This window comes from Escherichia sp. MOD1-EC5495, from assembly GCF_002965965.1.
GTDB classification, from domain to species: domain Bacteria; phylum Pseudomonadota; class Gammaproteobacteria; order Enterobacterales; family Enterobacteriaceae; genus Escherichia; species Escherichia ruysiae.
Genome location: NZ_PTRI01000010.1, coordinates 37,180 through 49,103, shown reverse-complemented (window position 1 = coordinate 49,103; position 11,924 = coordinate 37,180). Strand labels below are relative to the sequence as shown.

Below are 11,924 nucleotides of genomic sequence, written 5' to 3'. Positions count from 1 at the left end.
GATCAAAAAGATGAAGAGAGGAAAAAAGAGAAATGAATTACTGCGAGCAAGCTCGCAGTAATTTGTCGCGGTAATTAACTCAACAGCTGGAACGCAATCATCCCGACGATAGCACCGACAGTGCCGAGGATGGTTTCCATCATGGTCCAGGTTTTCAGCGTTTCGGCTTCGGTCGCGCCGGTAAATTTACCGAACAACCAGAAACCGGCGTCGTTAACGTGGCTGACAACAATCGAACCACCAGCGATACAAATCGACAGCGCCGCCATTTGCGCACCGGAGTAGTTCAGTTGTTCAATAACCGGCATCACCAGCCCCACCGCCGTTAAGCAGGCAACCGTTGCAGAACCCTGAATGATGCGCACTGCAGCGGCCAGCACGAAGCAGGTAATCGCAATCGGCAGCCCCATCCCGGTTAACGCTTCGCCCAGTGCCGGACCTACGCCAGAGTCAACCAGCACCTGTTTGAACACGCCACCCGCACCAATTACCAGCAGAATGATCCCCGCCGGTTGCAGCGCGTGACCGCAAATCTCCATCACTTTGTCTTTCGGCATACCCTGACGCATCGCCAGACCATAAATCGCCACCAGACAAGCAACCAGAATCGCGGTAAACGGATGACCGATAAACTCGAACCATTCGTAAGCGGTAGAGCCTTCCGGCACAAAACGCGCGGCAATGGTTTTAAGACCTACCAGCACCAGCGGCAACAGGATCAGCGACAGGCTGAATCCGAAAGATGGCATTTTGCCTTCGCCGAGATGTGGTTCGCTGATGTCGTCAGGAATATGCAGTTCCACGTAGCGGCTGATGAAATTACCCCACAGCGGCCCGGCAATAATCATTCCCGGAATTGCCGCACACAGACCGATCAGGATCATCCAGCCAAAGTCGGCGTTCATCTGCGATGCCAGCAGCATTGGCGCTGGCCCCGGCAATAAGAACGCCGCCGCTGCCGCCACGCCGGCGAATAACGGGATAACCAGTTTCACCAGGTTCGTGCCGGTATGGCGCGCCATTGAGAAAGCAACGCTAATCAGCAGAACAATCGCCACTTCAAAGAACAGCGGTAGCGCACAAACCAACCCCGCAAGGCCAATGGCATAATGCGCGCGGCTGTGACCGAAGGATTTGAGCATTTTGACGGCAATCTGATCGACTGCGCCGGTTTCATGTAAGATCTTGCCAAACATGGCTCCCAGAGCGACAACCACCGCCAGGAAGCCGAGGGTGCCTCCCATCCCTTTTTCCATCGTCGCTGCGATTTTATCGAGCGGCATACCGGAAAAAAGGCCAGCCCCCATAGACACCACCATCAAAGCCAGGAAAGCGTGCATACGCGCTTTCATGACTAAAAACAGCAGCAGTAAAACAGACCCTACTGCTGTTAAAACAAGCGTTAATGTACTCACTACTTATTTGCCTTTTTTAATAACCTCAATGGTGCTTGCCACAACACCTTCCAGCGGTTGATCGATATCCACCACCAGTACATCGGTTTCGTCCGCACCCGGTTCTTGCAGCGTTTCAAACTGCGTCACCAGCATTTGGGTTTTAAAGAAATGGCCTTTACGCGCTTTCAGGCGGCTTTCAATTACATCAAAATCGCCTTTCAGGTAGATGAAAGAGAGATTCGGATTACCCGCGCGCAGCAGGTCGCGATAGTGCTTTTTCAGTGCGGAACAGACGATCAGCGACACTTTATTGGTACGCTGCATGGCAAACGCGGCGTCGTTCAGCGCCTGTAACCACGGTTTGCGATCGTCATCATTCAGCGGTTCACCGGACGCCATTTTTTCGATATTGCGACGCGGATGGAGGAAATCGCCATCAAGAAACGCGGCATGAAGTTGATGCGCCACTTCACTGGCGACCGCAGATTTGCCGCTGCCCGATACGCCCATCAAGACGTAAATGTGGTGATCATGGTTAGTCGTGCTCAAAGTGGTGCCCCCACAATACAAGAATTAAAAATGTTACGGGTAACTGTTATCGGTAACATTGTCCAGCCGGACAAAATCAGAAGCAATATCCATCCGTGCCTTAAGTGTATAAGTGTGAGCTACTTCAAATTTGTGAGCTTAAATAGATCCGCCCGGTGACAAGGTGAAACCTAAATCTAACATTTTCGGTGTCACTGCTTCGCCACGAATACGCGCCAGCAGGCGTTCAGCGCCAATGCTGCCCATCCGCTCACGCGGCGTCAGCACGCTCGCCAGCCGTGGCTCCATCACCTGACCAATATCGTGGCCGTGGAAACCGGCAATTGCCATATCATCAGGAATTTTCAGCCCCAGACGCTGACATTCAAACGCCGCGCCGACAGCCAGGTCATCGTTGGTACAGAATACGCCATCTAACTGCGGATATTCCCTCCGCGCCTGGCGAATCAGTTCGATACCTGAAGAGTAAGAAGAAGATTGTTCAACCATCACGCTATATGGCACCAGGCCGGCATCCAGCATCGCCTGTTCGTATCCCTTCTGTTTGATGATTGTACGTTCGTCGAGACGTGCGCCGAGATAGGCAATGTGACGATGCCCGCGAGCAATAATGGCGGTGGTCATCTGGCGTGCCGCTTCAAAGTTATCAAACCCGACGGCGATATCGAGGCACGGAGATTTACTGTCCATCAGCTCCACCACTGGAATACCTGCCACTTCAATCATCTTTAAGGTGCGCGGCGTGTGGGTACGTTCGGTGAGGATCAGCCCGTCGATATTCCATGAAAGCATCGATTCGAGGCGCTCTTGTTCCATTTCCGGTTTATAACCGTAGTGCGCCAGCATAGTCTGATAACCGTGCGCGTCGGTAACGCTTTCGATACCGCGTAATACTTCCGCGAAAACCTGGTTGGTGAGAGAAGGTAACAGGACGCCAATTGCCCGGCTGGTAGCATTTGAGAGGATATCGGGCGCGCGGTTGGGAATATAACCCAGTTCATCAAGAGCGGCGGCAATCTTGCCACGTAAGGCGACGGAGACCTGCTCCGGGTTGCGTAAAAAACGGCTGACCGTCATTTTGGTCACGCCTACACGGTCAGCCACATCCTGAAGTACGGGTCTTTTCTTTTTCATCGTCCTGAAGGGTACAAAAGGGATAGATTCCTTTAGTTTAACACGGACGCATCACAACCTTCCTGATTCCTCAGGAAGGTTGTGAGATAAATTTAGACTGGCGGCAAATCGAACAGCAGAATTTCACTGTCGCTATCGGCGTGGATGGAGATTGCCTGCTCATCCCAGATTGCCAGACCATCACTGGTCGAGGCTTTTACACCGTTAATGGTGACATTGCCTTTCACTACCTGGATCCAGACGCGGCGTTCAGCGGCAATCTGATGCACAGACTGTTCATCTTTCAGCAGCGCCCAGCGATACAGTTCCATATCCTGATGCACTTTCAACGAACCATCACGCGCATCCGGCGAGAGCACCAGTTGTTTGCCCTGCACGGCATCAAAGCGACGCTGTTCATAACGCGGCGTAATGCCGTTTTCTTCTGGCATGATCCAGATCTGATACAGATGCAGACGCTCGGTGCTGCTTGGGTTGTACTCTGAGTGACGAATACCCGTACCCGCACTCATAATCTGAAACTCGCCCGCCGGAACCTGCTCTTTATTACCCATGCTGTCCTGATGCTCAACAGTACCTTCCAGCACGTAGGTTAAAATTTCCATATCTTTATGTGGGTGAGTGCCGAAACCCTGCCCTGCTTCAATCACGTCGTCGTTAATGACACGCAGCGCGGAGAAGCCCATAAAGTTCGGGTCGTAATAGTTGGCAAAAGAGAAAGTGTGCCAGGAGTCCAGCCAGCCATGATTCGCATGACCACGTTCATTTGCTTTGCGTAAGTAGATCATTTGTATTCACCCCCTGAATGTTTTCGATGGGCTTAGTGTGGACCCGATCCGCCTGGGATGATAGAGGGTGAAAATTGACCCCTCTGTTCAAAAAAATTGAACTATTCGAGGAGCCATCAAACTTACTTCGCGAGAGTCACTGTAGAGGGAGAAGCTTGTTCAAAACCGCGTTCAAGGATTTCCAGATTAGTAAGAACTTCAGATTCCTTGACGTAATTTGGTGCACCGGTAGTGATGGTTTGATACAGCGCATCATATACGCGTCCGTAGTCGCCCACCTCCGGCTTCATCTCTTCTCTTACCGTCACGCCCTCGTCATTGACATACTCCAGCACACCGACCGAATCATCCGCTGCGAATCCCGGTTCGCCCGGCATAATATTAGCCTTCAGGCTGGTTTCCTGCTGGTCGATACCGTATTTAATAAATGTACCTTTCTTACCGTGAACGATAAATTTCGGATAATCGATTTTCACCAGATGGCTGGTTTTGACGATGGCTTTCAGGTCGCCATAAAACAGTTGCGCTTCAAAGGTGTCGTCAGGATTGGCTTTATTACGCAGGCTGCGAATGTCGTAAGCCACATGATCCGGGCGACCGAACAACGAGATAATCTGGTCGAGGGTATGCACGCCAAGGCCATAAAATGCGCCATCCTGCGGCAGTCCAGGTTTGGTTTCTGCCACCGGACGGTAATAGTCAAAATGGCTTTCCACTTCGACAATCTCTCCCAGCTTGCCGCTTTCAATCGCTTTTTTCGCCGTCAGGAAGCAGGAGTCAAAGCGGCGATTCTGATACGGCGTGACGGTCAGCCCTTTGCTTTTTGCCAGCGCAAACAGCTCTTTCGCCTGCGCAAGCGTCGGGGTGAACGGTTTTTCGACCAGCACATTTTTCCCGGCTTCCAGCGCACGCTTCGCGTACTCGAAGTGGCTGTCAGCGTGAGTGCAGACGATAACCAGCTTAACGTCAGGATCGTTTAATACTTCGTCGAGATCGCTGGTGAAATGGATATGCGAGTAGACAGGAGCCTGTTCTTCCGGCTTCGCATGGCGACGAAAAATATGCGCGACATGCCAGCTATCCTTGCGGTTAAGTACATACGGCAGATGGTAACGGGTGGTGCTTTTGCCGAAGCCAATAAAGGCGCAGTTGATGGCCATGATTTCGTCCTTTTTTAAGGTGGTTAGTTACACCTTAACGCAAAGCGGACGTGGTTCCTATGCCTGTGCTTCAGTACGTCAGATTGTTGGCAAAGTGCACTTTGATCATGCCGGATGCGGCGTGAACGCCTTATCCGACCTACGGTTCGGGCACAGGTTTGTAGGCTGATAAGCGTAGCGCATCAGACAATTTTGCATTTGTCTCAACACGAGGAACATTCCCCTTGGACAAAATGACAAGCAAAAAAAAGCCAGCACCCGGCTGGCTAAGTAATACTGGAAGCAATGTGAGCAATGTCGTGCTTTCAGGTTCTCCGCGAGGGTCTTCCTGATTGCGAGACAATAATAATCATTCTCATTCGCACTTGTCCAACACTTTTTGCAAAAAAATGCATTTGACTCGTATTTGAAAGTCAATGATGTTGAAAGGGACATTTACCCCAAAGAGGACAGAGGAATGAGTGAGATAGTGATACGCCACGCTGAAACGCGCGATTACGAGGCCATTCGGCAAATTCACGCCCAGCCGGAGGTGTATTACAACACACTACAGGTGCCTCATCCTTCCGATCATCTGTGGCAGGAGCGACTCGCCGATCGTCCCGGCATTAAACAGTTAGTCGCCTGTATTGATGGAACCGTTGTGGGTCATCTCACCATTGACGTGCAGCAACGCCCGCGCCGCAGTCATGTTACCGATTTTGGTATTTGCGTCGACTCCCGCTGGCACAATCGCGGCGTCGCCAGCGCCCTGATGCGAGAGATGATTGAGATGTGCGACAACTGGCTGCGGGTAGATCGCATTGAACTAACCGTGTTTGTCGATAACGCCCCGGCAATTAAGGTCTATAAAAAACACGGTTTTGAGATTGAAGGAACTGGTAAAAAGTACGCGTTGCGAAATGGCGAATATGTCGATGCGTATTTTATGGCGCGGGTGAAATAAAGAATTTGCAATCTAAGTTTGTCATTTAAGCCCTCACCTACCGGGAGAGGGCTTAAGATATTAATACCCCGCTGTTAAATCATCCACCGAGCGCGGGTCGGATGCGCCGTATAACTCACCCTCCGGCCCAACCATAATGCTTTGCGTACTGCCCATCGCCTCTTTCAGCGCCACTTTCTGACCTTTTGCTTCCAGCAGCTTGAGCGTATCCGGGCTAAACCCTTTTTCGACGCGCAGCTCGTCCGGCAACCACTGATGATGGAAACGCGGCGCATTGGTCGCTTCGGCGACGTTCATTCCATAATCGATGCTGTTCACTACCATTTGCAGCACAGTGGTGATAATCCGACTCCCGCCTGGGCTACCGGTAACCAGCCAGGTTTTACCGTCTTTCACCACAATCGTTGGTGACATCGACGACAGCGGGCGTTTGTTTGGCCCGACGGCGTTGGCATCGCCGCCTACCAGCCCGTAAACGTTCGGTACACCTGGTTTGGCTGAGAAATCATCCATCTGATTGTTAAGCAGAATACCGCTCTCACCCGCGACAATCCCCGTACCGAAAGTGGTATTCAGCGTATAGGTCACCGCCACCGCGTTACCGTCTTTATCCACCACTGAGTAATGGGTTGTTTGATTACTCTCATAAGGCGCAAGTTTGCCTGGGCGAATTTCGCTGGACGGCTTCGCTTTATTGATATCAATTTGATCGGCAATGGATTTGGCATAGGCTTTATTGGTCAGCGCCTGCCACGGCACTTTGACAAAATCCGGGTCGCCAAGATATTCCGAGCGGTCGGCGTAGGCGTATTTCTCAGCTTCTGCCATGATTTGCATCGCATCGGCGCTGCCAAAGCCATATTTCTTCATATCGAAGTTTTCCAGGATATTCAGAATCTGCACGATATGAATCCCGCCGGAGGATGGTGGTGGCATGGAGTAAACCTGATACCCGCGATAATCGCCGCTAATCGGTGTGCGTTCCACCGCTTTATACGCCGCTAAATCTTCTTTGCTTACCAGGCCGCCGTTTTTCTGCATCTCCTGGGCGATCTGCTCAGCTATCGTGCCTTTGTAGAATTCGTCCGGGCCGTTTTCGGCAATCATCTCCAGGCTCTTTGCCAGGTTCGCCTGCACCAGTTTGTCGCCCTTTTTCAGCGGTTCGCCCTCTTTCCAGAAGATAGCCTTGCTGTTTTCGTGATTCGGCAGCACTTCACTGCCGTAAGTTTTGAGATCGTCGGCCAGCGCGTCGTTAACGATAAAACCATCGCGCGCCAGTTTAAACGCCGGTTGCACCACTTTGTTCAGCGGCATGGTGCCGTACTTCTCCAGCGCCAGCGAGAAGCCTGCGACCGTGCCAGGCGTTCCTGAGGCCAGATGCGAAGTGAGTGATTTTTTGCTGTCCGGGTTGCCCTGGTCATCAAGGAACATATCGCGGGTCGCTTTGGCGGGTGCCATTTCGCGGAAATCGATAGCGGTGGTATTGCCATTTTTCGAGCGGATCAGCATAAAACCACCACCGCCCAGATTCCCTGCCTGCGGATGCGTTACCGCCAGCGCATATCCCACCGCCACGGCGGCATCAACGGCATTACCACCTTCTTTAAGGATATCCACCCCCACCTGAGTGGCAGTAGCATCCACAGACGCCACCATCCCCTGCTTCGCGCGTACCGGATGAAAGACATCTTCCTCCACGCCATACGAGACAGGCGGCGGCGCAGGTGGCGCGGCAACAACACTAAAACAACATCCTGAAAGCAAAGCTGTAATCGCCGCCCGGCGTAAAAACGTCGGTTTTATCATCGTTATTCTCCAGTTATGTGTGGGGCAACCCCAGCTAAGCCTGGTATATAACTCTGAATTAATCATCGTTTTGCCGGGAAGCGAGTAAACTTAAAGGATATCTTCAGAGGAGGATACGCGATGAAACGACTTCTGCTTTTGACGGCACTCCTGCCGTTTGTCGGCTTTGCACAGCCCATTAATACTCTGAACAACCCTAACCAGCCGGGGTATCAGATCCCCAGTCAGCAGCGGATGCAAACCCAAATGCAAACGCAGCAAATCCAGCAAAAAGGGATGCTGAATCAGCAACTGAAAACGCAGACGCAATTACAGCAGCAACATTTAGAAAATCAGATTAACAGTAACTCGCAGCGGGTATTGCAGTCGCAGCCGGGGGAGCTAAATCCCGCCCGGCAGCAAATGCTGCCCAACACCAACGGCGGGATGTTAAACGGCAACCATAATATGGATAGTTCGTTGAATCAGCAGCATATGCTGCCGGAGAGGAGAAACGGCGACATGCTGAATCAGCCCAGCACGCCGCAGCCTGATATTCCGTTGAAAACTATTGGGCCGTAAAGTTCGGACCAATCACGTCAATCGCATCGGTACAGATGCAATCCACGCCCCAGCGCAGCAACTCTGTCGCGCGCTGGGGTTTATTGACGGTATAAACCAGAATCCGTAATCCGGCGTCTTTCAACTGCATCACTCGCGCTTTATCGAGTAACTTATGATTGAGATGAATAGAGACGCAGCCCAGCCGCGCGGTCAGTTCTCGCCAGTCGTCGCGCCACTCATCAAGCAATAAACCACGCGGCAGTTCCGGTGCCGCCAATTGTGCGGCTTCTAAAGCATCAATCTCAAACGATGACAGCAGCGGCGGCGTCATACCGGCCCACAGTTCGCGTGCCGCCAGCGCCACCATTTTGCCCGTTAATGGTCCAGTGCCAGTGGTGGGTTTGATTTCGATATTCGCCATCATCCCGTGTTCGCGGCAGCGTTCTGCTACTTGCGAAAGCAAAGGCAACGGCTCGCCTTTAAACGCTTTGCTGTACCAACTGCCTGCATCCACGCGCAGTAAATCCTGCCAGTTCAGCTCACCCGCGACGCCCCAACCGTTGCTGGTACGTTCGAGATTATCGTCATGGAGCAAGAAGATCTCGCCATCTTTCGATAACTTCGCGTCAAATTCGATCATCTTATGACCGTATTTTGCCCCCACATCGATTGCCGCCAGGGTGTTTTCCGGGGCCAGCTTACCGCCGCCACGATGGGCGACGATGCGGGGATAAGGCCAGTTACTCATACTCGTTGTCCTGTTTCACCATCAAAAAGATGTAGCTGATTTTCCGGCAGATGCAGCCACAGCGTGCTGCCTGCCGTCGGGCGCTCCTGATGCGCCAGTCTTACCACCAGCTTCTGTTCGCCCCAGCGTCCGTGCGCCAGGTTATCAGCGCCGAGGATCTCCAGCGTGTCCATCACCAGCGGTACGCCGCCTTCTGTTTGTGAGCTTAACGCAATATGTTCCGGGCGAATACCGAGGGTCATTTTACGCCCGGCATACTGACGGTAGCCACCATTTAGCGGCAGCGCGATACCGCCGTCCAGTTCGAAATGCGTGCCTTCGTTATTCACGCGGCCTGTCAGCAGGTTCATCGCCGGGCTGCCGATAAAACTCGCCACAAACAAGCTGGCGGGCTTTTCGTAGACTTCAACCGGTGTGCCAATCTGTTCCGCAACGCCACCGTTCATCACCATCACCCGCTGGGCGAGCGTCATCGCCTCAACCTGATCGTGAGTAACGTAGAGTGAAGTTGTTTTCAGGCGACGGTGCAATTGCTGCAACTCAAGGCGCATCTGCACGCGCAGCTTGGCATCAAGGTTAGAGAGCGGCTCATCAAACAAAAATACCGCCGGATCGCGCACAATCGCGCGCCCCATCGCCACACGCTGGCGCTGACCGCCGGAAAGCTCACGCGGGCGGCGCTTGAGCAGGCCGTCCAGCTCCAGAATACGCGCCGCTTCTTGAACGCGCTCGGCAATTTGCTGCTTGCCCATGCCGCGAATTTTCAGCCCCCACGCCATGTTTTCTTCGACGCTCATATGCGGATAAAGCGCGTAGTTCTGGAACACCATCGCAATCCCGCGATCTTTCGGCTCCATTTCGGTCACACGCTCATTGTTGATCCAGATATCGCCTTCCGTCACCCGCTCCAGCCCGGCAACCATGCGCAGCAGCGTCGATTTCCCGCAGCCAGAAGGCCCGACCATCACGATAAATTCACCATCCGCCACATCAAGGGTCAGCGGTTTAATGACCTGGGTTTTGCCATCCCAGCTTTTGGTTACTGCCTGTAATTTCAGTCCTGCCATCTTATTTCTCACTATCGACCAGGCCGCGCACGAAGGCACGCTGCATCACTAAAACAATCACTACTGGTGGGATCAGGGTTAACAACATCGCCGCCATCACCGAGTTCCATTCCGTTGTGCCTTCGCCAGTAGCGATCATCCCTTTAATCCCTGCCACGGTGGTGCCGAGATCAACGTCGGTAATAATCAACAACGGCCATAGATACTGGTTCCAGCCGTAAATAAAGGTGATCACAAACAGCGCCGCCAGATTGGTTTTCGACAACGGAAAAACAATGTCGCAAAAGAAACGCATTGGCGACGCGCCGTCGATCCGCGCCGCTTCCACCAGTTCATCCGGTAGGGTCATAAAGAACTGACGGAACAGGAAGGTGGCGGTCGCCGAGGCCATCAGCGGCAGCGTTAAACCTGCGTAGCTGTCGAGCATCTTCAGATTGGCGATCACTTCAACCGTCGGGAAGATACGCACTTCAACCGGCAGCATCAGGGTGATAAAAATCATCCAGAAGAATAGGTTACGTAGCGGAAAACGAAACCAGACAATGGCAAATGCCGAGAGCATCGAGACGGTAATTTTGCCGAGCGTAATGCTGAACGCCATCACAAAGCTGTTAAGCAACATCCGCCAGAACGGCGCGCTATTCGTGCCTACCCCGTTTACCCAGATGTTGTGGATGTTTTCCAGCAGATGCGTGCCGGGGATGAGCGTCATCGGCGCGGCGTAGACGGCTTGTTTATCCAGCGTCGCCGCGACAAACGCCACGTACAGCGGGAAGAGGATCACCGCGATCCCGAGGATCAGCATGGTATGGCTGAATATCGTCAGCCACGGACGGTTCTCAATCATTGGTAACGCACCTTGCTTTCAACATAGCGGAACTGCACCACCGTCAGCACGATGACGAGGAACATCAACACCACCGACTGCGCGGCAGACGAAGCCAGATCCAGTCCGGTAAAGCCTTCGCGGTAAATCTTATAAATCAGCGTCGTGGTGGCCTGTACTGGCCCACCGGACGTGGCGGCGTCGATTACCGGGAAGGTATCGAAGAAGGCGTAGACCAGGTTCACCACCAGCAGGAAGAAACTCACCGGGGCGATAAGCGGCAGCGCGATCTTAAAGAAGCGGCGAATCGGCCCTGCACCGTCGATGGCTGCGGCTTCAATCAACGAACGGGGAATGGATTGCAGCGCGGCATAGAAGAACAGAAAGTTGTAGCTGATTTGCTTCCACACCGAGGCAAACACCACCAGGAACATCGCCTGACCGCTGTTTTGCGCGTGGTTCCAGTCGTAGCCGAACTCAGCGAGAAAATGAGTGATCAGCCCACGACCAGGGTTAAACAGGAAGATCCACAATACGGCGGCAACGGCGGGTGCCACAGCGTAAGGCAGCAGCATTAAGGTTTGATAGAAACGGCTGCCGCGCACGATGTACTCCACCAGCGCCGCGAAGAACAGCGACACCAGCAAACCGCTGACGGTGACAAAGGTGCTGAATTTTATCGTCGTCCAGAAGGAGTCGAGATAGTAGCTGTCATGAAACAGCGTGACGAAGTTATCCAGGCCGACAAACTGGCTGGAGAAACCAAACGGATCGACGCTTTGCAGCGAGTACCACAACGCTTCGCCCGCAGGCCAGATAAAAAAGATAACGGTGATGATGAGCTGCGGCGCGACCAGCAAATAGGGCAGCCAGCGCGAGCGGAACACCGGACGGGATGATGACATAAATAAACTCTTCGTGTTGTGTTCCCCTCACCCCGGCCCTCTCCCCAGAGGGGCG

At 53.0% G+C, this 11,924-nt stretch carries 12 protein-coding genes; 2 read left to right on the top strand and 10 right to left on the bottom strand.

What is annotated here, in order from left to right; translation table 11 throughout:
• Nucleotides 1–74: 74 nt before the first annotated feature.
• The 5 genes from gntU to BEG40_RS09915 form a co-directional block, all read right to left on the bottom strand.
• The gene (gntU, locus tag BEG40_RS09935; RefSeq protein ID WP_000105942.1) at nt 75–1,415 is read right to left on the bottom strand and encodes a gluconate transporter; all 1,341 of its coding nucleotides are present in this window, start codon (nt 1,413–1,415) and stop codon (nt 75–77) included.
• A 3-nt stretch (nt 1,416–1,418) separates the two neighbouring features.
• On the bottom strand, nt 1,419–1,946 hold the full coding sequence (gene gntK, locus BEG40_RS09930) for a gluconokinase (RefSeq protein ID WP_000108328.1): 528 nt from the start codon (nt 1,944–1,946) through the stop codon (nt 1,419–1,421).
• A 138-nt stretch (nt 1,947–2,084) separates the two neighbouring features.
• On the bottom strand, nt 2,085–3,080 hold the full coding sequence (gene gntR / locus BEG40_RS09925; RefSeq protein WP_000730250.1) for a gluconate operon transcriptional repressor GntR: 996 nt from the start codon (nt 3,078–3,080) through the stop codon (nt 2,085–2,087).
• A 92-nt stretch (nt 3,081–3,172) separates the two neighbouring features.
• Nucleotides 3,173–3,868: a quercetin 2,3-dioxygenase gene (gene yhhW, locus BEG40_RS09920; protein WP_000639809.1), complete on the bottom strand. Its 696-nt coding sequence runs from the start codon at nt 3,866–3,868 to the stop codon at nt 3,173–3,175.
• A 122-nt stretch (nt 3,869–3,990) separates the two neighbouring features.
• Nucleotides 3,991–5,028, bottom strand: a complete 1,038-nt coding sequence (locus BEG40_RS09915; RefSeq protein WP_000996651.1) for an oxidoreductase — start codon at nt 5,026–5,028, stop codon at nt 3,991–3,993.
• A 457-nt stretch (nt 5,029–5,485) separates the two neighbouring features.
• Between BEG40_RS09915 and yhhY the strand changes: the two genes are divergently transcribed.
• The gene (gene yhhY / locus BEG40_RS09905) at nt 5,486–5,974 is read left to right on the top strand and encodes an N-acetyltransferase (RefSeq protein WP_105285331.1); all 489 of its coding nucleotides are present in this window, start codon (nt 5,486–5,488) and stop codon (nt 5,972–5,974) included.
• Between the two features lie 60 nt (nt 5,975–6,034).
• Here yhhY and ggt read toward each other — a convergent pair whose 3' ends face one another.
• Nucleotides 6,035–7,780 carry a gamma-glutamyltransferase gene (gene ggt / locus BEG40_RS09900; RefSeq protein WP_105285330.1) on the bottom strand — a complete coding sequence of 582 codons (1,746 nt, stop codon included), beginning with the start codon at nt 7,778–7,780 and terminating at the stop codon, nt 6,035–6,037.
• Nucleotides 7,781–7,900: 120 nt separating this feature from the next.
• On the opposite strand from ggt, the gene BEG40_RS09895 reads away from it, so the two are divergent.
• Complete coding sequence (locus BEG40_RS09895) at nt 7,901–8,341, top strand: DUF2756 family protein (RefSeq protein ID WP_016159559.1); 441 nt, start codon at nt 7,901–7,903, stop codon at nt 8,339–8,341.
• On the opposite strand, the gene ugpQ is transcribed toward BEG40_RS09895, so the two are convergent.
• From ugpQ to ugpA, 4 genes are read right to left on the bottom strand one after another with little or no spacing between them, the layout of a single operon-like run.
• Nucleotides 8,328–9,071, bottom strand: coding sequence for a glycerophosphodiester phosphodiesterase (gene ugpQ / locus BEG40_RS09890; RefSeq protein WP_105285329.1), 744 nt, complete (start codon nt 9,069–9,071; stop codon nt 8,328–8,330). The two genes, BEG40_RS09895 and ugpQ, sit on opposite strands and share 14 nt — an antisense overlap.
• A complete protein-coding gene (ugpC, locus tag BEG40_RS09885) occupies nt 9,068–10,138 on the bottom strand; it encodes a sn-glycerol 3-phosphate ABC transporter ATP binding protein UgpC (RefSeq protein ID WP_105285328.1) in 1,071 nt (356 codons plus the stop codon). Before ugpC ends, ugpQ begins: the two co-directional genes overlap by 4 nt.
• Nucleotide 10,139: 1 nt before the next feature.
• Nucleotides 10,140–10,985, bottom strand: a complete 846-nt coding sequence (gene ugpE / locus BEG40_RS09880; protein WP_000572164.1) for a sn-glycerol-3-phosphate ABC transporter permease UgpE — start codon at nt 10,983–10,985, stop codon at nt 10,140–10,142.
• A complete protein-coding gene (gene ugpA / locus BEG40_RS09875) occupies nt 10,982–11,869 on the bottom strand; it encodes a sn-glycerol-3-phosphate ABC transporter permease UgpA (protein ID WP_000099289.1) in 888 nt (295 codons plus the stop codon). The genes ugpE and ugpA overlap by 4 nt, the downstream gene beginning before the upstream one ends.
• Nucleotides 11,870–11,924: the final 55 nt, after the last annotated feature.